This window comes from Pseudomonas frederiksbergensis, from assembly GCF_035751725.1.
Taxonomy (GTDB): domain Bacteria; phylum Pseudomonadota; class Gammaproteobacteria; order Pseudomonadales; family Pseudomonadaceae; genus Aquipseudomonas; species Aquipseudomonas frederiksbergensis_A.
Genome location: NZ_CP142104.1, coordinates 1173127 through 1194480 on the forward strand (window position 1 = coordinate 1173127; position 21354 = coordinate 1194480).

General features: G+C 59.5%; 21 protein-coding genes. 12 read left to right on the forward strand and 9 right to left on the reverse strand.

Translation table 11 applies throughout. The annotated features are described in order from the left end of the window. Positions 1 to 94: 94 nt before the first annotated feature. Together VQ575_RS05140 and yaaA are read right to left on the reverse strand one after the other, a co-directional pair. Complete coding sequence (locus VQ575_RS05140; RefSeq protein WP_039591522.1) at positions 95 to 1411, reverse strand: nucleotide sugar dehydrogenase; 1317 nt, start codon at positions 1409 to 1411, stop codon at positions 95 to 97. Between the two features lie 810 nt (positions 1412 to 2221). Next, entirely contained in the window at positions 2222 to 3001 is a 780-nt protein-coding gene (yaaA, locus tag VQ575_RS05145) for a peroxide stress protein YaaA (protein ID WP_039591521.1), read from the reverse strand. A gap of 182 nt (positions 3002 to 3183) precedes the next feature. Here yaaA and VQ575_RS05150 point away from each other — a divergent pair, with 182 nt between their 5' ends. From VQ575_RS05150 to VQ575_RS05175, 6 genes are all read left to right on the forward strand, one after another. Next, positions 3184 to 4308 carry a polysaccharide deacetylase family protein gene (locus VQ575_RS05150; RefSeq protein ID WP_198725704.1) on the forward strand — a complete coding sequence of 375 codons (1125 nt, stop codon included), beginning with the start codon at positions 3184 to 3186 and terminating at the stop codon, positions 4306 to 4308. Between the two features lie 335 nt (positions 4309 to 4643). Then, positions 4644 to 6038, forward strand: coding sequence for a PhoH family protein (locus VQ575_RS05155; RefSeq protein ID WP_039591519.1), 1395 nt, complete (start codon positions 4644 to 4646; stop codon positions 6036 to 6038). 168 nt (positions 6039 to 6206) lie between these two features. Next, entirely contained in the window at positions 6207 to 6680 is a 474-nt protein-coding gene (gene moaC, locus VQ575_RS05160; RefSeq protein WP_039591518.1) for a cyclic pyranopterin monophosphate synthase MoaC, read from the forward strand. After that, positions 6677 to 6919, forward strand: a complete 243-nt coding sequence (gene moaD, locus VQ575_RS05165; protein ID WP_045156824.1) for a molybdopterin converting factor subunit 1 — start codon at positions 6677 to 6679, stop codon at positions 6917 to 6919. The genes moaC and moaD overlap by 4 nt, the downstream gene beginning before the upstream one ends. Before the next feature lie 3 nt (positions 6920 to 6922). Continuing rightward, positions 6923 to 7375, forward strand: coding sequence for a molybdopterin synthase catalytic subunit MoaE (moaE, locus tag VQ575_RS05170; protein WP_039591516.1), 453 nt, complete (start codon positions 6923 to 6925; stop codon positions 7373 to 7375). 178 nt (positions 7376 to 7553) lie between these two features. Beyond that, positions 7554 to 8330 carry an ABC transporter substrate-binding protein gene (locus tag VQ575_RS05175; protein ID WP_039591515.1) on the forward strand — a complete coding sequence of 259 codons (777 nt, stop codon included), beginning with the start codon at positions 7554 to 7556 and terminating at the stop codon, positions 8328 to 8330. A 125-nt stretch (positions 8331 to 8455) separates the two neighbouring features. Here the strand turns inward: VQ575_RS05175 and VQ575_RS05180 are convergent, their stop codons facing one another. The 5 genes from VQ575_RS05180 to VQ575_RS05200 all read right to left on the reverse strand — a co-directional run bounded on the left by VQ575_RS05180 (position 8456) and on the right by VQ575_RS05200 (position 13665). Then, the gene (locus VQ575_RS05180) at positions 8456 to 9082 is read right to left on the reverse strand and encodes a helix-turn-helix transcriptional regulator (RefSeq protein ID WP_039591514.1); all 627 of its coding nucleotides are present in this window, start codon (positions 9080 to 9082) and stop codon (positions 8456 to 8458) included. 72 nt (positions 9083 to 9154) lie between these two features. Beyond that, a complete protein-coding gene (locus tag VQ575_RS05185) occupies positions 9155 to 10297 on the reverse strand; it encodes an NAD(P)/FAD-dependent oxidoreductase (RefSeq protein WP_039591513.1) in 1143 nt (380 codons plus the stop codon). 61 nt (positions 10298 to 10358) lie between these two features. Continuing rightward, positions 10359 to 11306, reverse strand: a complete 948-nt coding sequence (locus VQ575_RS05190; RefSeq protein ID WP_325919196.1) for an ornithine cyclodeaminase family protein — start codon at positions 11304 to 11306, stop codon at positions 10359 to 10361. A gap of 125 nt (positions 11307 to 11431) precedes the next feature. Next, positions 11432 to 12910, reverse strand: coding sequence for an ATP-dependent RNA helicase RhlB (gene rhlB / locus VQ575_RS05195; protein WP_039591511.1), 1479 nt, complete (start codon positions 12908 to 12910; stop codon positions 11432 to 11434). Positions 12911 to 13008: 98 nt separating this feature from the next. After that, the gene (locus VQ575_RS05200) at positions 13009 to 13665 is read right to left on the reverse strand and encodes an alpha/beta hydrolase (protein ID WP_039591510.1); all 657 of its coding nucleotides are present in this window, start codon (positions 13663 to 13665) and stop codon (positions 13009 to 13011) included. A 471-nt stretch (positions 13666 to 14136) separates the two neighbouring features. On the opposite strand from VQ575_RS05200, the gene VQ575_RS05205 reads away from it, so the two are divergent. From VQ575_RS05205 to VQ575_RS05220, 4 genes are all read left to right on the forward strand, one after another. Then, on the forward strand, positions 14137 to 15168 hold the full coding sequence (locus VQ575_RS05205; RefSeq protein ID WP_039591509.1) for an amino acid ABC transporter substrate-binding protein: 1032 nt from the start codon (positions 14137 to 14139) through the stop codon (positions 15166 to 15168). A gap of 65 nt (positions 15169 to 15233) precedes the next feature. Further along, positions 15234 to 16415, forward strand: coding sequence for an amino acid ABC transporter permease (locus VQ575_RS05210; protein WP_039591508.1), 1182 nt, complete (start codon positions 15234 to 15236; stop codon positions 16413 to 16415). Positions 16416 to 16425: 10 nt separating this feature from the next. Continuing rightward, positions 16426 to 17523, forward strand: coding sequence for an amino acid ABC transporter permease (locus VQ575_RS05215; RefSeq protein WP_039591507.1), 1098 nt, complete (start codon positions 16426 to 16428; stop codon positions 17521 to 17523). 10 nt (positions 17524 to 17533) lie between these two features. Beyond that, a complete protein-coding gene (locus tag VQ575_RS05220) occupies positions 17534 to 18298 on the forward strand; it encodes an amino acid ABC transporter ATP-binding protein (RefSeq protein ID WP_003178331.1) in 765 nt (254 codons plus the stop codon). A 59-nt stretch (positions 18299 to 18357) separates the two neighbouring features. Here the strand turns inward: VQ575_RS05220 and VQ575_RS05225 are convergent, their stop codons facing one another. Both VQ575_RS05225 and VQ575_RS05230 read right to left on the reverse strand, forming a co-directional pair. After that, a complete protein-coding gene (locus tag VQ575_RS05225) occupies positions 18358 to 18840 on the reverse strand; it encodes a type II toxin-antitoxin system MqsA family antitoxin (RefSeq protein ID WP_039591506.1) in 483 nt (160 codons plus the stop codon). Continuing rightward, positions 18837 to 19148, reverse strand: coding sequence for a type II toxin-antitoxin system MqsR family toxin (locus tag VQ575_RS05230; RefSeq protein WP_325919198.1), 312 nt, complete (start codon positions 19146 to 19148; stop codon positions 18837 to 18839). Before VQ575_RS05230 ends, VQ575_RS05225 begins: the two co-directional genes overlap by 4 nt. 164 nt (positions 19149 to 19312) lie before the next feature. On the opposite strand from VQ575_RS05230, the gene VQ575_RS05235 reads away from it, so the two are divergent. Together VQ575_RS05235 and VQ575_RS05240 are read left to right on the forward strand one after the other, a co-directional pair. Further along, a complete protein-coding gene (locus tag VQ575_RS05235; protein WP_325919200.1) occupies positions 19313 to 19972 on the forward strand; it encodes a FadR/GntR family transcriptional regulator in 660 nt (219 codons plus the stop codon). Further along, positions 19962 to 21290, forward strand: coding sequence for a CynX/NimT family MFS transporter (locus VQ575_RS05240; protein WP_411829931.1), 1329 nt, complete (start codon positions 19962 to 19964; stop codon positions 21288 to 21290). The genes VQ575_RS05235 and VQ575_RS05240 overlap by 11 nt, the downstream gene beginning before the upstream one ends. The last annotated feature ends 64 nt before the right edge of the window (positions 21291 to 21354 follow it).

The window sequence follows — 21354 nt, forward strand, 5'->3', positions numbered from 1 at the left end:
CATCCGTCTCTATCTCGGGCGGGCCTTGTGGGCGGCCCGATGGGTTAAGGCAGGCGAAAGGCCGGCCGGGACGAATCCCGGCCGGCAAACAGACTTACCAGCAGATACCTTCGGTCCGGCCATTCGGAGAGGTGGCCTTGGACATGAAGCCAACCAGGTCGATGACCTGCTTGCCTTCCGGTACGTTCTCGGTCAGCGCGCGGAACTTCTCGTCGCGGTTACCCAGGATGATGATGTCGGAGCTGTCGATCACCGAGTCGAAGTCGGCGTTGAGCAAGGACGAGACGTGAGGAATCTTCGACTCGATGTAATCCTTGTTCGCACCGTGGACACGAGCGTATTCGACGTTGCTGTCGTAGATCTTCAAGTCGAAGCCCTTGCCGATCAGCATTTCCGCCAGCTCTACCAGTGGGCTTTCACGCAGGTCGTCGGTACCGGCCTTGAAGCTCAGGCCCAGCAGGGCGACTTTGCGCTTGTCGTGGCTGGAAACGATGTCGAACGCGTTCTGCACTTGGGATTCGTTGCTGCGCATCAACGAGTTGAGCAGCGGCGCTTCGACGTCCAGCGAGCTTGCGCGATAGGTCAGGGCGCGCACGTCCTTTGGCAGGCACGAACCGCCGAAGGCGAAGCCAGGGCGCATGTAGTACTGGGAAAGGTTCAGCGCCTTGTCCTGGCAGACCACGTCCATCACTTCACGACCATCGACGCCGACAGCCTTGGCGATGTTGCCGATCTCGTTGGCAAACGTCACCTTGGTGGCGTGCCAGACGTTGCAGGTGTACTTGATCATCTCGGCGACGGCGATGTCCTTGCGGATGATCGGCGCATCGAGCTCTTCGTACAGCGATTGCAGGACATCGCCCGAGGCGGTGTCGAACTCGCCGATGACGGTCATTGGCGGCTGGTCGTAGTCCTTGATCGCGGTGCTTTCACGCAGGAACTCAGGGTTGACCGCGACGCCGAAATCAACGCCGGCTTTCTTGCCGGAGCAGTCTTCGAGGATCGGGATGACCACGTTGGCAACGGTGCCTGGCAGTACAGTACTGCGAACCACGATGGTGTGGCGGGTGGACTTCTCGCGCAGGACAAAACCGATTTCACGGCACACTGCTTCGATGTAGTTCAGTTCCAGGTCGCCATTCTTTTTACTTGGCGTGCCAACGCAAATCATGGACAGGTCAGTATCACGAATTGCTTCGGCGAAGTTGGTAGTACCACGCAGTCGGCCGGTTTGAATGCCTTGCGCCAACAGCTCGCCAAGACCCGGTTCAACGATCGGGGATTTACCCGCGTTGATCATGTCGATTTTGTCTTTGGCGACATCTACGCCAACTACGTCATGGCCCCGTGCAGACAGGCAACCGGCACATACTGCACCGACGTAACCCAAACCAAATATGCTAATGCGCATCGCATTTACCTCTGTTTTCACGCCATTAAATGGCCGGAGTTAATAGTGTTCAGCGGTCATCGTGCACTCGGAAGTGTGGAATGCAGGCGCCACAGTGCCGTGTGCAGGCATACAAAAGTTCCGAGTGACTAAATAATTGCACTCAAGTTGTGCGCAAAGCGGCCTAGTTGTTATGACCTGCCCTGTTATGCAGCCAGTCCTCGTTGGCGGGACGTCCGTGCAAAAGATCTTTCACTTCAGACTCCTGGCAAAAAGCCCACAAAATCAGAAGCTTGTGTGCTCGGGTGAGCACGTTAATAGGGGCGCAGCCTTGGCCTTGTAGGGGATAGTAATGGTGCGTTATCTCCCGTCCTTTTAGGGTGGATCCAATTAGACGACCGTTTCGCTAAGTTGTCGTTACAACTCGGTTACTTCGGACGACGTGCTATGTAAGTTATCTCGTACACGCTCGGCGAGAATCGTTACGGGTGGTATGAGCCGTGCAATTTCACATAGTTCCGATCCGCTCATCGCCATTTTCGAAATTTTTCGAAATATCTGCTTAGATGGCACTGCCCTCATAGTGATAGCACTTGCGATTTTGGCCTTTAGTTTCGGGGAGTTGGGGAGGGTAGATAGTTTTGTGCCACTACCGATGAAAAATTTCCGTGCCACTACGGAAAAATCTGACATTTGTCGAGTGAAAGAAAAGTTAGCGCAGGGTGTGTTGGTTTTGTTGACGCCAATAAAGTGTCAATTGGTGTGGGGAACTGCGATGACATCTAGCGGTGTGATCGAGGCCCCTTATAGGGGCCTGAAAGAGGCGTTGCGTTATTGCGGGGCGTGGTCGCGCAAGAAGACCAGTTTTTGTGGGGACGATTGTTCGGGGTTGTAGCGATAACCCTGCACGTCGAATGCCTTGAGTGCCGCGGGGTCATCAATGCGCTGCTCAATGACAAATCGGCTCATCAGGCCCCTGGCTTTTTTGGCGTAGAAACTGATGATTTTGTACTGGCCGTTCTTGAGATCCTTGAATTCGGTATCGATCACGCGTGCTTTCAGTGCACTGCGTTTTACCGCCGTGAAGTATTCATTGGACGCCAGGTTCAACAATACGTCGTCACCCTGTTCGGCCAGGGCTTCGTTCAACCATTCGCTGATGCGGGTGCCCCAGAACGCATATAAGTCCTTGCCCCGGGCGTTGGCCAGCTTCGTGCCCATCTCCAGGCGATAAGGCTGCATCAGGTCCAGTGGGCGCAGCAGGCCATACAAGCCTGACAGCATGCGCAGGTGCTGCTGGGCGTAGTCGAGATCGGCTTCACCGAGGCTTTGCGCGTCGAGGCCGGTATAAACGTCGCCCTTGAAGGCGAGCAACGCCTGTTTGGCGTTGGCCGGAGTGAATGCCGGGTTCCAACTGCCGAACCGCGCGGCGTTGAGGCCGCCGATCTTGTCCGAAACGTGCATCAGTTCGCTGATCTGGGCCGGCGACAGTTCACGCAGTTGCTCGACCAATTCCTGGGAATGGTCCAGGTACTGCGGCAGGGTGAAGCGCTCGATGGCCGGCGGTGTTTCGAAATCGAGGGTCTTGGCGGGGGAAATCACCATCAGCATGCAAACGTCTCCTTTGAGGGTGCGGCGATTCTAGGGGGTTGTACGGGTGGACTCCAGCTATTGGGTTGATAGGGGATGGATGGTGAGCAAGCCAGGTTCATCAGGAAGGAGGCGGTCGCACAAGAGCGTCACACCAGGATCAGCTATCATGCCGCGCGGGTTTCGTTATGGAGACATCCCCTTTGCGTATCGTCCTTCTACTGTCGGCCTGGTTGTTGAGTTTCGCTGCGGTCGCCGCACCCAACGATGTCGCCACCCTGGACCGCAGCACCTGGCCTGAGCAACTCGGCAACCCGACGCTGTTCGATGTCGCCTCGCGGGCCGAAATCCTGATGTTCGCCCGGGTGTTGCTGGACGTCGACGCCATGGATGAAGTGGCGCTCAAGCAGTACCTTGGGTTGCGCTCGGTCAATATGGCGGCGGTCGACGCGCTGCGCGCGCGGCTTTGGCAACGCCTGCTATCGAGCTACAACTTCGCCCAGCGAAGTTGCGAACTGGACGCATCCTTCTGCTATCTGGTCGAAGACATGGGGACCTTGAAGGAGGAGGCGGGCAGGTTCCAGCTCGATGACAACTCGTATTACATCAAGTGGGCCGAGCCGAGCCGGATCTTCCATACCCACTATCGGGATGAACTGCTGCGCAAGGCGGCCCTGTTCCCTCAAGTCAGCAGCGAAGTCGAGCGTTTTGGCGATTACGAGCGCAACGGCGAGCAGATGAACGACCGGCTGTTTTTGCTGACCTTCGACAGCGGCGCCAATGTCGCGCCGGATAACACCCCGTGGCTGACGGAATACCTGCGCAAATCGAACATGAACGGCACGTTCTTCGTACTGGGCAAGGATATCCAGGCGCGGCTTGCGGATCGCTCGGTCAACGATCTCCAGGCCCTTTATTCGCGGCAATGCGTCGGCGTGCAGGGCTGGGAGTTTCGCTCTCACAGTTTCTGGCAGGATTGGCAGGATTCGGTGCGGCGCAGCGTCGATCTGGTCAAGGGCAAGCTGCCGGAGAACTTCGTGCCGCTGTTCCGCCCGCCCCAAGGCCAGCGCCGGGGCGATGCGCAATCGTTTTTCCGGACCCAGGGTTTGCAAGTGGCACTGTGGGACATTGATCCCCAGGACAGCGCGAACCGTCTCAAGCCCGAACAGAGCGCCCAGCGAGCACTGACCCTCATGCTGTTGTGGCGCCATGGCGTGATCAACTTCAACGCCAAGCAGGACGCAGTGAAAACCGCGCTGCCCTGGCTCATTGCGCAAACGGCACAAAGCGGGATCGGTTGGGAGGATTGTCAGGACGCGTTTCGCTGAGGGACGAAGGTCCCGGAAACATTGGGCAGGACGGGTTTTCTGGCACGCATTCGGTGCGACCCGACTTCCGACTTTAACGGTGCGGCAGCGGTACGCCAAGGGTTATTCGTCACTCTGAAAAATAAACTTCAAAAAAGCGTCAAAGTGCTTTTTCCTGTCATGTGTTTTGGAGTATCAAGAAGTCAGACCGCCGAAACCTGCAACACAGGTGGCGTCTTCCAAGACCCAGATTGTGTGCAGTTCGCCCGAATCGTCGCGGGTGAATTCGGTGGCTACCTCGAGGCGCAGCACTGTCACGGTATTGCGTCGAATGGCCCCCACAAAGGTGACCGAGTATGGATGACCACGGACGTAGCCCTTCCTCCAACCAGCCAATCCTGTATGTACTCGATACCAACGTATTGATCCACGATCCAAACGCGCTGCTGAACTTCGAAGAACACCACGTTGCCCTTCCGATGACCGTCCTTGAAGAGCTGGACAAGCTCAAGAGCGGGCATCACAGCGTGGCGGCCGAATGTCGCCAGGCGATCCGCCTGATCGACAAGACCCTGGGGGACGCCTCTCCCGAAGACGTCGAGCTGGGCGTGCCGATCCAGCGCGGCAAAAGCGGTCCCAAGGGCTTGCTCTCGATCCTGATGAGCAAGCGCACCGAGCCCAACCTGGTACTGCCCGAACACCTGAACGACAACATCATCATCAACCAATTGATCGACCTGCACGCGCGCAACAAGGACCAAGCCGTGGTGCTGGTGACCAAAGACATCAACATGCGCCTCAAGGCCCGCGCCTGCGGGATAGCGGCCGAGGACTACAGCACCGACCAACTGGTCGACGACGTGTCGCTGCTGCCCAACGGCTATCACACGATGACCGGCTCCTTCTGGGACCGCGTAAGCAAGGTCGAAACCCGTCAGGACCACGGGCGCACCTGGCACCAGGTGCAACTGATCGACAACCTGCCGGCGGTGCACCTCAACGAATTCATCATTGACGAACAAGGCTTCGTCGGCTGGATCAAGGAAATCCAGGTCGATAAACTGCTGATTCTCGACCTGCATCAGGAACCCCTGTTGCATCAAGAGGCATGGGGCCTCAAGCCTCGTGACATCTACCAAAGCCTGGCGCTGTTCGCCTTGCTCGATCCGGACATCCACCTGGTCAACCTGTCCGGCGCCGCCGGCTCCGGCAAGACCATCCTGGCCCTGGCCGCCGCCATCGAGCAGACCATGGTCAGCAAACGCTACCGGCGCATCATCGCCACCCGCAGCGTGCAGGGCCTCGACCAGGAGATCGGCTTCCTGCCCGGCACCGAAGCGGAAAAAATGGAGCCGTGGCTGGGCGCAATCACCGACAACCTCGAAGCCTTGCACATGGACGACGAAAGCACCCATGGCAGCGTCGACTACATCCTCAGCAAAGTGCCGTTGCAGTTCAAATCCCTCAACTACATCCGGGGTCGCAGCTTCCAGCAGAGCCTGATCCTGATCGACGAATGCCAGAACCTGACCCCGCACCAGATGAAAACCATCATCACCCGTGCCGGCGCCGGTTCCAAAGTGGTGTGCCTGGGTAACCTGGCACAGATCGACACCCCTTACCTGTCCGCGACCAGCTCCGGGCTGACCTACCTGACCGAACGTTTCAAGGACTTCCCCAACGGCGTCCACATCACCCTGCAAGGCGTACCGCGCTCGATCCTGGCCGAATACGCTGAGTCTCATCTGTAATTGATTCATCAGAACCGGGCAACCTCACCGTTGCCTGGTTTTTTATGGCTGCTGGCAATTCCCTGTGTGCGAGCTTGCAGATCCAGGATGGACGTGGGTGCGACAATCAGCCCTGCCGGAATCTGACCCACGGGTTTACAATCCTTGCTCCTGATCAGGAGTAACCCTGTGCTGACTCATCTCGATTCCCAAGGTCGCGCCAACATGGTCGACGTGACCGACAAGGCCGTGACCTTCCGTGAAGCCACCGCCGAAGCCTTTGTACGCATGCTGCCCGACACCCTGCAAATGATCGTCAGTGGCGGCCACCCCAAGGGCGATGTATTTGCCGTTGCCCGTATTGCCGGTATCCAGGCTGCCAAGAAAACCAGCGACCTGATTCCCCTCTGCCACCCGCTGATGCTCACCAGCGTCAAGGTCGAGCTCAATGCCGAAGGTGAGGATCGCGTGCGCATCGTTGCCCGTTGCAAACTGTCGGGGCAGACCGGTGTGGAAATGGAAGCGCTCACCGCCGCCAGCGTCGCCGCGCTGACCATCTACGACATGTGCAAGGCCGTGGACCGTGCCATGACCATCGAAGGCGTGCGGGTGCTGGAAAAACTCGGCGGCAAGAGCGGCCATTTCCAGGCGGATGCCCCATGAAAATCATCGTGAAATTTTTTGCGCGCTATCGCGAAGCGCTTGGCGTGGATTCGGTACAGGTCGAAGGCGATTTTTCCACCGTCGAGGATGTGCGCGCGTTGCTTGCGCAGCGCGACGGCGCCGAGGTCCTGAAGGAGCAAAACCTGATGTGCGCACGCAACGAAGAGCTGTGCCAGCTCGACGAACCATTGGCAGACGGTGACGAAGTCGCGTTTTTCCCCACCGTGACCGGAGGCTGAACCATGGCCATTCGTGTGCAGGTCGAGCCGTTCGATCCGGGAGTTGAAGTCAATGCGATGCACGCGGCCAATGTCGGCGTGGGAGCGGTGGTGAGCTTTGTCGGCTACGTGCGTGATTTCAATGACGGTCTCGATGTGTCGGGGATGTTCCTGGAGCATTACCCGGGCATGACCGAAAAAGCCCTGGGCAAGATCGCCATCGAGGCCGAGCAGCGCTGGCCATTGCTCAAGCTCGAAGTGCTGCACCGCATCGGCGCCCTGGAGCCGGGTGAGCCGATTGTTTTTGTCGGCGCTGCCAGCGCCCATCGCCAGGCGGCGTTCGACGCCTGCGCCTTTGTGATGGATTACCTCAAGACCCGTGCGCCGTTCTGGAAGAAGGAAAACACCGTCGACGGCCCGCGCTGGGTGGAAGGGCGGGACAGTGATCATGCGGCGGCGGATCGCTGGAAGCAGTAGGCAGCCTGTCATTCTTTTGTTGCTTGCGAATGCGCGATTCGCGAGCAGCCTCCCATCGCATTCCCCTGTTTATCCAATTGACGACGTGTACATTAAAGTCCAGTATGGATTTATAAGTACAAAGTAGTCGCGTCCACCTTTCTCTGCCAAACCAACAACAACCCGCGAGAGAACGACCATGAAGAAACTCCCCCTCATTACCGGCCTGGCCTTGAGCCTGTTGGCCTCCAGCAGTCTGTTCGCCGCCGAGAAAACCTTGCGCATCGGTATCGAGGCCGCTTATCCACCGTTTGCTTCCAAGACCTCGGAAGGCAAGATCGAAGGTTTCGACTACGACATAGGCAATGCCTTGTGCGCGCAGATGCAGGTCAAGTGCGAGTGGATCGAAGGGGAGTTCGACGGACTGATCCCGTCCCTCAAGGTGAAGAAGATCGACTTGGCGCTGTCGTCCATGACCATCACCGAAGAGCGCAAGAAGTCGGTGGATTTCACCCACAAGTACTATTTCACTTCGTCGCGGCTGGTAATGAAGGAAGGCGCTGTAGTCGATGACCAGTACGCCAGCCTTAAGGGCAAGACCGTGGGCGTGCAGCGGGCCACCACCACGGATCGTTTCGCCACGGAAGTCTTCGAGCCAAAAGGCGTGACGGTCAAGCGCTACAGCAATAACGAAGAAATCTACATGGATCTGGCGTCGGGGCGCCTGGACGCGATTTTCGCCGACACGATCCCGCTGGAAGATTTCCTGTCGATGCCTCGTGGCAAGGGCTACGCGTTTGTCGGGCCGGAGCTCAAGGATCCGAAATACGTCGGTGAGGGTGCCGGGATTGCGGTGCGCAAAGGCAATACCCAACTGGTGGCGGACTTGAACGCGGCCATCGACGGGATTAGGGCCAATGGCGAGTACCAGAAGATCCAGGCCAAGTATTTCAAGTCGGATATCTACGGAGACTGATACATCGCCTTCGCTAGCAGGTTAGCTCCCACAGGAATTTGCGTCGTGCACGATATTTGTGTGCAACAAAATCAAATGTGGAAGCGAGACTGCTCGCGAAGGCGTCAGGCCATGCGACACAAACCTCAGCCCTTCAACTCCTTCAGATGTTTGTACACCGTCGCCCGCCCCATGTTCAGCACGTTCGCCACATAGTTGGACGCGCTCTTGCCCTTGAATGCACCCTCGGCATGCAGTGCCAGTACCAGCTCGCGCTTGTGGTCGCGGTTCAGCAGGTTCAGGCTCAATTGACGCTCGCGCATCCAGGCGTGGAGGAAGGTGTTGATCCGCTCCTGCCAATCATCGCGAAACAGCGAGTCCGGCTGTGCAATCAACTTGCTCGGTGACAGGAACAGGTCCAGCGCTGCCTTGGCGTTTTCAAACAGCGAGATATTCAGGTTGATGCACAGCACCGCCAGCGGGTGGCCGTCTGCGTCTCGCAGCACGCTGCTGAGGCTGCGGATTTTCTGGCCGTCCCAATTCAACTTCTCGTATGGCCCGATGTTTCGTTCGCTGACGTCTTCGCTGAGCATGTCTTCCAAGGACGAGTCGTTGCCCACTTCGCGCTTGGACAGGTTGTTGGCGATGTAATCGACCCGTTGCGTGCGCAGGTCATGCAACACCACTTCAGCGTGGGGATAGAACAGCGTGGCGATGGCATCGGCGATAGTGCGGAAATTATCCAGTGCCGGATCGGCTTGCGGGGCATTCATGACAGGACTCCAGGCAGTCAGCGCCCCGTGAAGCAGGGGCGCGAGGGAGTGTGCCGCAATCGTGGAGATGCGTCACCTTGGTGAAGGTCCGCCCAGGCGTGCGGGTGACAACATCGCAGCGTTCAGGCCGAAACGGGCCAAGGGTTCGGGCAATGGTTCTCCGCGCACCAGGGCCGCGCTGGCCTGGCCCATGGCGGGGGAGGTCTGGATGCCGTAGCCGCCTTGGGCCGCGACCCAGAAAAGGCCGGGCACATGTGGATCGAAACCGGCCAGTAGATCGCCGTCGTGCACGAAACTGCGCAGTCCGGCCCAGGTGCGAGTCGGGCGGCGGATGGTCAGGGTGGTCGCTTCTTCGATCTGGTAGATACCCATGGCAATGTCCAGCTCTTCGGGCTGTACGTCGTGAGGCTCGACGGGATCGGCATTGGCGGGCGAACCGAGGAACATGCCGGCGTCCGGCTTCATGTAGAAGGACTCGTCGAGGCTCACCAGCATCGGCCAGTCATGAATGTCCACGCCCTCGGGGCCGGCGAAAATGAATGCTGCCCGCCGCTTTGGTTGCAGCCCCAGCTTGGGCGCACCGGCCATTTCGGCCACTTGGTCGGCCCAGGCGCCGGCCGCGTTGATCAGCACGGGCGCGCAGAAAGTCTGGCTGGCGGTCCTGACCTGCCATTGCCCTTGATCGTCCCGGATCAAGTCGAGCACTTCGCTGTCGGTGTGCACCTCGCCGCCGCTGCGACGGATGCCGCGCAAATAACCTTGGTGCAGCGCATCGGTGTCGATGTCACAGGCAGTGGGGTCATAGATCGCGCCGTGGACTTTTTCCCGCCGCAATATCGGCAGCCGCACGCAGGCTTCTTCGGCGCTGAGCAGCTGCATCTGCGGCACCGTGGCCTTGGCGCTGAGGTATTGGTTGTTCAGTTCGGTCGGGTCACCGGTGAAATCCACAGTCATCTCGCCGCGTGGTGTGAGCAACGGATGCTCGCAGAAACCGGTTGGCGGGGCGTCGAAAAAATCCCGGCTGGCCTGGGTCAACGCCCTTACCTGTGGCGTGCCATAAGCGGCGGTGTACAGCGCCGCCGAGCGTCCGGTGGAATGGTAGGCCGGATGAGTTTCGCGTTCGAGCACAATGACCCGGCCGTGGGGCGCGAGCCAATAGCCGGTGGAGGCACCGGCGATGCCGCCGCCGATGATGATGAAGTCTGCTTGTGTCATGGAGCGCTCCTGTCGAACACGGTGCCGGAGAGTTTGAAATCCCGCCGGGACTACAGTGGTGTCAGTTATGAAGTCGATACAGCGCATTCGCCAGCGCAACATCTTCCAGCCCCAACCCGATGGAGCGGAAGAACACATGGCGCTCGTAGTTCGGCTGCGCCACCCGTTCGCTCAGCAGGTCGGGCAAGTCACCGACGATACTCGATGCCTGCCAGCCATGTTGCTCGCTGGCGATCAGCATCTCGCCGGCCGAGCCCGGAGTGGTCTGACGATAGTCACAGAACACGTCCATATCGTTGAGGCGCTCGGGCGGCACTTCATGGGCGCGTGGGGCGTTGGTGCTGATGGAGGTGATCAGCGCAGGTTTAACCAGGGCCTGTGGATCAAGCACCGCTTTGGCGGACGAGGTGCAGAGCATCACCACGTCGGCGTCATGTAGCGCGGCTTCAAGGGTGTCGCAAATCTGCAGGCGTGGGTCCAGGCCGGTGATCAGCGCGAGATCTTCAGGTGCCCGGTCTCTCAGGCTTGGTGAATAGAGACTGATGCCCTGCCAATCCCGCAGTCCCTTGACGTACTGCACATGGGCGCGCGCCACTGCGCCACTGCCGATTACCGCCAGGCGCTTGGCCTCGAGGGGAGCGAGGGCATCGATGGCAACGGCGGTCGTCGCGGCGGTGCGGACCGTTGTCAGCAGGGCTGCATCACACAGCAACAACGGCAGGCCGGTCTGCATAGACATCAGCAAAGTCCAGGCGGTAACCAATGGGCCTTGCTCACGGACGATATAGGGCGAGGTCTTGATCCCGTAGACCTGGTCTCCAGCCAGCACGCCCAGGTAATTGATGAAGTCCCCGGCGCCTTGAGGGAAAACCACCAACTGCTGGGCTGGTTGCACTGCTTGTCCGGCGGCGAGATCGCGGAACAGCTTGCGCAGGATCTGCGGCACATCGACGTGTTCGAGCAGCGCTCGGGCCTGGGCTTGGGTCATGACTTGAGGCGTGCTGGTCATCGTGTGCTCCGAGTGTCTCGTATAAACTAATTTGTCCATTATGGACTTTTAGTTTTATCGGGCAATATCCCCAGGCAAAAAAAAGCGCAGCCTTTGCGGGCTGCGCCTCTTGTCTCGTCAAGCGGTTAAGGCCGCTTACGCTCAACCGGTCGCAACAGATGAGTCGGCGGCATCTCGCAGCTGATCTTGCGACCCAGCAGCGCTTCGATCGACGGCAACTGGTAAGAGTCGTCTTCCCCGGCGAAGCTGATCGAAACCCCCGCGGCCCCGGCACGACCGGTGCGGCCGATACGGTGCACGTAATCGTCCGGCACTTCCGGCAGGGTGAAGTTGATCACGTGGCTGATGCCATCAATGTGGATGCCGCGGCCGGCCACGTCGGTGGCCACCAGCACGCGGATCTTGCCTTCGCGGAAACCTTCGAGGGTCTTGATGCGCTTGTGCTGGGGCACGTCGCCGGAGAGTTGGGCGGCGTTGACGCCATCGCGCACCAGGCGTTCTTCGATGCGGCGCACTTCGTCCTTGCGGTTGGCGAACACCATCACCCGCTCCCAACCGTTGTCGTTGACCAGGTTGTAAAGCAGCTTGTATTTGTCGGCACCGGCGACTGCGTAGATGTGTTGTTCGACGTTTTCGCTGGCGACGTTCTCGGCTTCGATCTCGACGATGGCCGGGTCGGTCGTCCATTGCTTGGCCAGGTTCATCACGTCTTCGGTGAAGGTGGCGGAGAACAGCAGGGTCTGGCGTTCGCTTTTCGGCGGGGTCTGGCGAATGATCTGGCGCACCTGCGGGATGAAGCCCATGTCGAGCATGCGGTCGGCTTCGTCCAGCACCATCACCTCGACCATGTCCAGGTGAACGTCGCCGCGCTGGTTGAAGTCCAGCAGGCGGCCCGGCGTGGCGACCAGAATGTCGCAGTGGCGGGCTTCGAGGTGCTTGAGCTGCTTGTCGAAGTCCATGCCGCCCACGAACGTCATCACGTTCAGGCCGGTGTACTTGGTCAGGTCGGCGGCGTCCTTGGCGATCTGCACCACCAGCTCGCGGGTCGGCGCGATGATCAGTGCCCGCGGTTCACCCATGTAGCGTTCCCTGGGCGGCGGGGTCTGGAGCAACTGGGTAATGATGGAGATCAGGAACGCGGCGGTCTTGCCGGTGCCGGTCTGGGCGCGGCCGATGGCATCTTTGCCGGCGAGGGTGTAACCGAGCACTTGCGCCTGGATCGGCGTGCAGTAAGGGAAACCCAGGTCCTGGATGGCATGCATCAATTCGGGGGCGAGCTTGAAGTCGTGGAAGCGGGTCTTGCCTTCCTGGGGTTCCACGACGAAGTCTTCGAGCTTCCAGGCGACGACGGGCGGTTTTGGTGCGCGTTCGCGGCGTGGCCTTGGCGCTTCGCTGCGTGGCTTTTCATCGGCCGGTGCGGCGACGGGCTGGGCAGCGGGGGAGGTCGTGGGCGTTGTTTTTGCCTGCGCAACCGGCGGAGCGGTCCGGCGCGGTTGTTGCGCATCGGTGCGGCTCGGGGCTTGGACTGGCGCGCTGGAAACAGGCGCGAGCTGCTCGGCCTCGCTTTTACCGAACATCTTCTTGAGTGCTTTGAGCACGGTCATCTCATCGATTGGTTAAGGAATGTACGCCGGCCAGTGTAATGCAAGAAACGGGCGCGGCGTAGTGTGTTCATCAAAGCGTTGACGTGGCGATTGGCCTCTTAGCGCAGCCGCTCGGCCAGCCAGGTGCCGATGTCGCGAATCTCCTCGGGTAACACTTCGTGGCCCATTGGGTATTCTCGCCATGTCACGGTGACACCATGCTGCTTCAGATACTCCTTCGCAGTCCGGCCCATCGGGTTGAGTACCACTTCATCGTATTGTCCGTGCAGCGCCAGCACCGGAATGCGTTGCTGGCTCGCCGACAATTGCAGTTCTTCGCCGAACGTTGGGGCATAAGTGGACAGGGCGATCACGCCACCCAGCGGCCCCTGCCATTTGACGAACGCTGTGTGATAGACCACGGCGCCGCCCTGGGAAAAACCCGCGAGGAAGATTCGCGAAGCGTCTATTCCGCAGGCTCGCTGGGTTTTCATCAGGTCAATGACTCGCTGTGCCGAGCTTTCCAATTGGTCTTCGTCAATCGCTCGGGCCGGGCGCAGGGCGCGAATGTCGTACCAGCTCGGCATGGCATAACCGCCGTTGATCGTGACGGGCTGGGTCGGTGCCTGGGGCAAGACGAAACGCGTGGTGTGCAGACTTTGCTGCAACATTTCGGCTACCGGCATGAAGTCATATCGATCGGCACCCAGGCCGTGGAGCCAGATTACGCACGCGTCGGCGGTGCCAGGGGGCTCGAGAATCAAGGGGTCGGTCATGGTGTGCTCCAAAAATGTGCGGGCGCGCTCAATCGGTGCGTGTTTACGGTGCGCGCCTGGCGCCTCAGTTAATTACATGTCGCAATGCTACAACTTTTTGTCTTGACGTTCTCAGTAAGGGACAAGCGCAGCGGTGTGGTACGGGCTTTGCTATTGGTTTAGCCGAGTGATGATTCTTACGCTGCGCGGTAACACTATCAGCTCGACGCGACGCATGGGATATCAGAAATCCGGTGATGGATGTTCGCCAATAGCCGCTACGGGCTTCGCGAACGTGAAGGGCTACAGCCCGTTCGGCCGATTGGTGAGAAGTGAGCAGGCCGCTGTTTATGGGCGCTCTCATTAATAGACTCATAGCGAAGGCCCAGACGTCGGTTGACCCTAAAAAAAGCCAACAAGGGTCGGCAATGCCTCAAAAGGGTGCGACAGGGCTCGAGCTCCGACACAACAAGAGCAAAACTGGAGGTTTGAATGAAGTTACTGAAATCCACCCTGGCAGTCGTGACTGCAGCAGCAGTCCTCGGTGTCAGCGGGTTCGCTCAGGCGGGTGCAACCCTGGATGCCGTGCAGAAGAAAGGTTTTGTGCAATGTGGTGTAAGTGATGGCCTGCCGGGCTTCTCGGTGCCTGATTCCACCGGCAAGATCGTCGGTATCGACGCTGACTTCTGCCGCGCCGTGGCCGCAGCGGTATTCGGTGACGCGACCAAGGTCAAGTTCAGCCAGTTGAACGCCAAGGAGCGCTTCACCGCGCTGCAGTCGGGCGAAATCGACGTGCTGTCGCGCAACTCCACCATGACCAGCTCCCGTGATGCTGGCATGGGCCTGAAGTTTCCTGGCTTCATCACCTACTATGACGGCATCGGTTTCCTGGCCAACAGCAAATTGGGCGTCAAGAGCGCCAAGGAACTGGACGGTGCGACCATCTGCATCCAGGCCGGTACCACCACCGAGCTGAACGTGTCCGATTACTTCCGCGCCAACGGCCTGAAGTACACCCCGATCACTTTCGACACCTCCGATGAAAGCGCCAAGTCGCTGGAATCCGGTCGTTGCGACGTGCTGACTTCCGACAAGTCCCAACTGTTCGCCCAGCGCAGCAAGCTGGCTTCGCCGAAGGACTACGTGGTTCTGCCAGAAACCATTTCCAAGGAGCCACTGGGCCCGGTCGTGCGTAACGGCGACGACGAGTGGCTGGCCATCGTGCGTTGGACTGGCTACGCCATGCTCAACGCTGAAGAAGCAGGCGTGACTTCGAAGAACGTCGAAGCTGAAGCCAAGTCCACCAAGAACCCGGACGTTGCCCGTATGCTGGGCGCTGACGGTGAATACGGTAAAGACCTGAAGCTGCCGAAAGACTGGGTCGTGCAGATCGTCAAGCAAGTCGGCAACTACGGTGAAATGTTCGAGCGCAACCTCGGCAAGGACACCCCGCTGCAGATCGATCGCGGTCTGAACGCTCTGTGGAACGCAGGCGGCATTCAATACGCACCACCAGTGCGCTGATGGTTCTATCACCCGGTGGGCCAACCACCGGGTGATGTTCTGTTCCATTCCTTGCGGGGCACTTCATGCAAAATTCAATCGGCGCACCTAAGCAGAGGCTCAGCCTCAGCGATCCACGAGTGCGTGCGTGGGTATTTCAGATCGTCACCATCGTGGCGGTTATTTCGCTGGGCTGGTTTCTGTTCGATAACACACAAACCAACCTGGAACACCGGGGCATCACTTCCGGTTTCGGCTTTCTGGAGCGCAGTGCCGGTTTTGGCATCGCTCAAACCCTGATCGACTACACCGAGGCGGACAGTTATGCCCGCGTCTTTGTCATCGGGTTGCTCAACACACTGCTGGTGACGTTTATCGGCGTGATCCTGGCGACGATTCTCGGTTTCATTGTCGGCGTGGCCCGACTGTCGAAAAACTGGATCATCGCCAAGCTAGCAACGGTGTATGTGGAGGTTTTCCGTAACATCCCGCCACTGTTGCAGATCCTGTTCTGGTACTTCGCGGTGTTCCTGACCATGCCGGGGCCGCGCGCCGCCCATAACTTCGGCGACACCTTCTTTGTCAGCAGCCGGGGCCTGAATATGCCGGCCGCGCTGGTGGCGGACGGGTTCTGGCCATTTGTGATCAGCGTCGTGCTGGCGATTGTCGCCATCGTGCTGATGACCCGCTGGGCAAACAAGCGTTTCGAAGCGACTGGCGAGCCGTTTCATAAATTCTGGGTGGGCCTGGCGTTGTTCCTGGTGATCCCGGCGTTGTGCGCCCTGGTCTTCGGCGCCCCTGTGCACTGGGAAATGCCGGAGCTCAAGGGCTTCAACTTCGTCGGCGGCTGGGTACTGATTCCCGAGTTGCTGGCATTGACCTTGGCACTGACGGTGTACACCGCGGCGTTCATCGCCGAGATCGTGCGTTCGGGCATCAAGTCGGTCAGTCACGGTCAGACCGAAGCTGCCCACTCCCTGGGCCTGCGCAACGGCCCGACCCTGCGCAAGGTGATCATCCCGCAAGCCCTGCGTGTGATCATCCCGCCGTTGACCAGCCAATACCTGAACCTGGCGAAGAACTCTTCCCTGGCGGCCGGTATCGGTTACCCGGAAATGGTTTCGCTGTTTGCCGGCACGGTGTTGAACCAGACCGGCCAGGCTATCGAGGTGATTGCGATCACCATGAGCGTGTACCTGGCGATCAGTATCAGCATTTCCTTGCTGATGAACTGGTACAACAAGCGCATTGCGCTGATCGAGCGGTGAGGAAACGCGCATGACATCCCATACTTTCAAACCCGACATGCCCCCTCCGAGCAGCAGCATCGGTGTGGTGGCATGGATGCGCGCAAACATGTTCTCCAGCTGGCTCAATACGCTGTTGACGCTGTTTGCGTTCTACCTGATCTACCTGATCATCCCGCCGATCCTGCAATGGGCGATCCTGGATGCCAACTGGGTCGGCACCACCCAGGCCGACTGCACCAAGGAAGGCGCCTGCTGGGTGTTCATCCAGCAGCGCTTCGGCCAGTTCATGTACGGCTATTACCCGACGGGCCTGCGCTGGCGCGTCGACCTGACGGTATGGCTGGCTGTGATCGGTGTTGCGCCGCTGTTCATCTCGCGCTTCCCCCGCAAGGCGGTCTACGGCCTGAGCTTCCTGGTGCTGTATCCGATCATCGCCTGGTGCCTGTTGCACGGCGGCGTGCTGGGCCTGGATACCGTGGCGACCAGCCAGTGGGGCGGCCTGATGCTGACACTGGTGATCGCCACCGTCGGTATCGCTGGCGCCTTGCCGCTGGGTATCGTCCTCGCCCTGGGCCGTCGTTCCAACCTGCCGGCGATCCGCGTGGTCTGCGTGACCTTCATCGAGTTCTGGCGCGGCGTGCCGTTGATCACGGTGTTGTTCATGTCCTCGGTCATGCTGCCGTTGTTCCTGCCAGAAGGCATGAACTTCGACAAGCTGCTGCGGGCGCTGATCGGCGTGATCCTGTTCCAGTCGGCCTATGTGGCCGAAGTGGTGCGCGGTGGCCTGCAAGCGATTCCCAAGGGCCAGTACGAAGCGGCTGCGGCGATGGGCCTCGGTTACTGGCGCAGCATGGGCCTGGTGATCCTGCCGCAAGCTCTGAAGCTGGTAATCCCCGGGATCGTCAACACCTTCATCGCATTGTTCAAGGACACGAGCCTGGTGATCATCATCGGCCTCTTCGACCTGCTCAACAGCGTGAAACAAGCTGCCGCCGACCCGAAATGGCTGGGCATGGCCACCGAAGGCTATGTGTTCGCCGCCCTGGTGTTCTGGATTTTCTGTTTTGGTATGTCCCGCTATTCCATGCATTTGGAACGCAAGCTGGACACTGGCCACAAGCGTTAGGAGTTGACTCATGAGTGAAGCGATCAAACAGCCTGTGAGCCCTGAAGGCATTATTCAGATGCAGGGCGTCAACAAGTGGTACGGCCAGTTCCACGTGTTGAAAGACATCAACCTGAACGTCAAGCAGGGCGAGCGCATCGTGCTGTGCGGCCCGTCGGGCTCCGGCAAGTCCACGACCATCCGCTGCCTCAACCGCCTGGAAGAGCACCAGCAGGGTCGCATCGTGGTCGATGGCGTGGAGCTGACCAACGACCTCAAGCAGATCGAAGCGATCCGCCGTGAAGTCGGCATGGTGTTCCAGCACTTCAACCTGTTCCCGCACCTGACCATCCTGCAGAACTGCACCCTGGCGCCGATGTGGGTGCGCAAGATGCCCAAGCGCAAGGCCGAGGAAATCGCCATGCATTACCTGGAACGCGTACGCATTCCAGAGCAGGCGCACAAGTACCCGGGCCAGCTCTCCGGCGGTCAGCAACAGCGTGTGGCGATTGCCCGTGCCCTGTGCATGAAACCGAAAATCATGCTGTTCGACGAGCCGACTTCGGCCCTCGACCCGGAAATGGTGAAGGAGGTACTCGACACCATGATCGGCCTGGCTGAAGACGGCATGACCATGCTCTGCGTGACCCACGAAATGGGCTTCGCCCGTACCGTAGCCAACCGCGTGATCTTCATGGACAAGGGTGAAATCGTCGAACAGGCAGCGCCAAACGACTTCTTCGACAACCCACAGAACGACCGCACCAAGCTGTTCCTGAGCCAGATCCTGCATTGATCGGCGCTAGGCAGTGAAATAAACCCGGACTTGTCCGGGTTTATTTTTTTGCAGCGGACTCAGTGAGTCGTGAGGGTTTCGTGCTCTTTGTGCACCGTAGTCTTGAATCCTCTCAAGTCCGCACCTTCAGCCAGGGCTCGTGCATCTGCAAGCAAATGCGGATAGCGATCAAGCAGGCGCATCAGCAGCACCAACGCTTTTGATGGCAATACCTCACCGCGTTCGTAGCGGGAAAACGCGTTGTGCCCACCACCTGACAAAAACGACACCGCTTCTTTTTGCGACAACTGCAGTTTGCGGCGGATGCGTTTGATCTCTTCGCCGATCATCCCCCTGGCCGCATTGACCAGCTCATCACCTGCGTGGTCGTAGCGATCCGAGCAGCTTGAATCGAGCTCGACTTCGCCGCACATCTGACATTCCCAGCCAGACAAGTCATCGACCCGGCGTTCCAGTCCCTTGACGCTGATGGTTTCGCCGCGACCTTCGAAATGCAACATGCCCTCCGGGGCACCACAGCTGAAGCATTGCTGGTGTTTCATGAGTTTTGCTCCTTGAAGGAAATTACCTGAGGGCCTCCGCTGGGGCGGTACGTCACCTTCAGGTAAATCTGCAGACCGTGTGAATTGGCGTAGTAGACGTCATGCCAGACTCGATGATCGTCATAGGTGGTCATCGATTTGTAGAATTGTTTTCGCTCAAGCCCATGGATGACCTGCTGCATGTCCGAGACGCTTAGACCAAGCGTCCGAGCAGTGTTCTTCGCAGTGCTGGTGAAAGCTTTCCCTTTAAGCCGCCTGACATCCGCCTGTATCGCCACCAAGGCGTAATGGGGTGTGTTCTTTTCCATGGAACGGTGTGCCTTGTCCTTAAAATTACCCTTAAAGGGTAATTTTGATCAATCGAAAATCTCGCTTCTTTTTCTCTCATTGACCCTAGGCGGTTGCTGTCCTACGCGAAGCTGACTAACATGTCAGAAAATTCATCCTATGATTGGATGAAAGGGCGGACTCTATGTCAGATATTTCTCCATTAATGAAACGCTCCTTGGTCGATCAGGCCCTGGAGCAATTGCGCCGCCGAATCAGCGAGGGGGTGTGGGCCGTCGGCCAGCGCTTGCCCACCGAGCCGGAACTGGTGACGGAGTTGGGGATCAGCCGCAACACGGTGCGCGAAGCCATGCGCGTGCTGGCGTTTTCCGGGTTGATCGAGATCCGCCAGGGCGACGGCAGCTACGTGCGGGCGGTGGTCGATCCGCTGGATACTCTCAAGGTGCTGTCGCGCTGTTCGCTGGAACAGGCCCGGGAAACTCGGCACATCTTGGAAGTAGAGGCCATTGGCCTGGCGGCGCTGCGGCGCACCGATGAGGATTTGCTTGCGTTGCGCCAGGCGCTGCGAACCAGCGGCGAGCATTACCACGGCGACCTGGAGCACTACATCGCCTGCGACCTGGTGTTTCACCGTCTGCTGGTGGATGCCGCGCACAACCCCGCACTGAGCGAACTCTATCGCTACTTTTCCAGCGTTATTGGCGCACAGCTGCGCCAGAGCCTCAACATCATCCCCCGCCATCAACATGTTTTCGACCTGCACGTCGAAATCCTCGAAGCCGTCGAAAGCCAGGACCCGGAGCGGGCCAAGGCCCTTTGCCGGCAGTTGATCAATGAACCCTGAACCAGAGCTTTCCATGTCCCGCGATTCGCTTGACCGCACCACGGCGACGACGCACAAACGCGCCGCCGAACTCGAAGAACTGCTGATCGACGCCGAAGCCGACGACGAGCAGGCCCAGCAGAGCCACCCGTTGGTACGACGTCCCTGGCTGTTGCTGCTTGGGTTGATTCTGGTGGCGCTGAACTTGCGTCCGGCGCTGTCGAGCATGGCGCCGCTGCTCAGTGATGTTTCAAAAAGCCTTGGCCTGTCGGCCGCGCAAGCGGGGTTGTTGACGACGTTGCCGGTGCTTTGCCTGGGCCTGTTCGCGCCGCTGGCGCCGGTGCTGGCGCGGCGTTTTGGTGCCGAGCGCGTGGTGTTGGGGATCTTGCTGACGCTGGCTGGCGGGATCGTCCTGCGCAGCTCGTTCGGCCAGTTCGGCTTGTTCGCCGGCAGCATCCTGGCGGGCGCCAGTATCGGTGTGATCGGCGTGCTTTTGCCGGGCATCGTCAAGCGCGACTTCGCCAAGCAGGCCGGCGCCATGACCGGTGTCTATACCATGGCGCTGTGCCTGGGCGCCGCGATGGCGGCAGGGGCGACGGTGCCGCTGAGCCAGCACCTCGGCGGCAGCTGGGCCTTGGGCCTGGGTTTCTGGGTAGCCCCTGCGCTCCTGGCGGCAATGTTCTGGTTGCCACAAGTCGGCCAGAAACACGGTGCGCATCAGGTGGCTTACCGGGTCCGGGGCTTGCTGCGTGATCCGTTGGCCTGGCAAGTGACCTTGTACATGGGGCTGCAATCGTCCCTGGCCTACATTGTATTCGGCTGGCTGCCGTCGATTCTCATCGGTCGCGGGCTGAGCCCGACCGAGGCCGGGCTCGTGCTGTCCGGGTCGGTCATCGTGCAGTTGATCAGTTCCCTGAGTGCGCCTTGGCTGGCGACGCGGGGCAAGGACCAGCGGCTGGCTATTGTTGTCGTCATGCTCATGACCCTGGGTGGCTTGTTCGGTTGCCTTTACGCACCCATCGATGGTTTGTGGGGCTGGGCGATATTGCTGGGGTTGGGGCAGGGCGCGACGTTCAGCCTGGCGCTTACCCTGATCGTGTTGCGTTCGCGCGACGCCCATGTGGCCGCCAACCTGTCCGGCATGGCCCAGGGGTTCGGCTATACGCTCGCGTCGCTGGGGCCCTTCGCGGTGGGCCTGGTCCACGACTTGACCGGAGGCTGGAGTGCCCTGGGCTGGATCTTCGGTGTGATTGGCCTGGGGGCGATCATCGCGGGAATCGGGGCCGGTCGGGCGCTGTATGTGGGTGTGGTCAGTGAAAGAGTCACCGAGTCTCGTTGATATCATTTTCATGGCGAATGACGATGGTCTTCCCGACGGTGGCAGATTATCGTGCAGGCCTATC

Excerpts from the sequence above, each read along its gene's own strand:
- VQ575_RS05140 (WP_039591522.1), bottom strand. The coding sequence starts at position 1,411 with ATGCGCATTAGCATATTTGGTTTGGGTTACGTCGGTGCAGTATGTGCC.
- yaaA (WP_039591521.1), bottom strand. The coding sequence starts at position 3,001 with ATGCTGATGGTGATTTCCCCCGCCAAGACCCTCGATTTCGAAACACCG.
- VQ575_RS05155 (WP_039591519.1), top strand. The coding sequence starts at position 4,644 with ATGGATGACCACGGACGTAGCCCTTCCTCCAACCAGCCAATCCTGTAT.
- moaD (WP_045156824.1), top strand. The coding sequence starts at position 6,677 with ATGAAAATCATCGTGAAATTTTTTGCGCGCTATCGCGAAGCGCTTGGC.
- moaE (WP_039591516.1), top strand. The coding sequence starts at position 6,923 with ATGGCCATTCGTGTGCAGGTCGAGCCGTTCGATCCGGGAGTTGAAGTC.
- VQ575_RS05175 (WP_039591515.1), top strand. The coding sequence starts at position 7,554 with ATGAAGAAACTCCCCCTCATTACCGGCCTGGCCTTGAGCCTGTTGGCC.
- VQ575_RS05180 (WP_039591514.1), bottom strand. The coding sequence starts at position 9,082 with ATGAATGCCCCGCAAGCCGATCCGGCACTGGATAATTTCCGCACTATC.
- VQ575_RS05185 (WP_039591513.1), bottom strand. The coding sequence starts at position 10,297 with ATGACACAAGCAGACTTCATCATCATCGGCGGCGGCATCGCCGGTGCC.
- VQ575_RS05190 (WP_325919196.1), bottom strand. The coding sequence starts at position 11,306 with ATGACCAGCACGCCTCAAGTCATGACCCAAGCCCAGGCCCGAGCGCTG.
- rhlB (WP_039591511.1), bottom strand. The coding sequence starts at position 12,910 with ATGACCGTGCTCAAAGCACTCAAGAAGATGTTCGGTAAAAGCGAGGCC.
- VQ575_RS05200 (WP_039591510.1), bottom strand. The coding sequence starts at position 13,665 with ATGACCGACCCCTTGATTCTCGAGCCCCCTGGCACCGCCGACGCGTGC.
- VQ575_RS05205 (WP_039591509.1), top strand. The coding sequence starts at position 14,137 with ATGAAGTTACTGAAATCCACCCTGGCAGTCGTGACTGCAGCAGCAGTC.
- VQ575_RS05210 (WP_039591508.1), top strand. The coding sequence starts at position 15,234 with ATGCAAAATTCAATCGGCGCACCTAAGCAGAGGCTCAGCCTCAGCGAT.
- VQ575_RS05215 (WP_039591507.1), top strand. The coding sequence starts at position 16,426 with ATGACATCCCATACTTTCAAACCCGACATGCCCCCTCCGAGCAGCAGC.
- VQ575_RS05220 (WP_003178331.1), top strand. The coding sequence starts at position 17,534 with ATGAGTGAAGCGATCAAACAGCCTGTGAGCCCTGAAGGCATTATTCAG.
- VQ575_RS05225 (WP_039591506.1), bottom strand. The coding sequence starts at position 18,840 with ATGAAACACCAGCAATGCTTCAGCTGTGGTGCCCCGGAGGGCATGTTG.
- VQ575_RS05230 (WP_325919198.1), bottom strand. The coding sequence starts at position 19,148 with ATGGAAAAGAACACACCCCATTACGCCTTGGTGGCGATACAGGCGGAT.
- VQ575_RS05235 (WP_325919200.1), top strand. The coding sequence starts at position 19,313 with ATGTCAGATATTTCTCCATTAATGAAACGCTCCTTGGTCGATCAGGCC.
- VQ575_RS05240 (WP_411829931.1), top strand. The coding sequence starts at position 19,962 with ATGAACCCTGAACCAGAGCTTTCCATGTCCCGCGATTCGCTTGACCGC.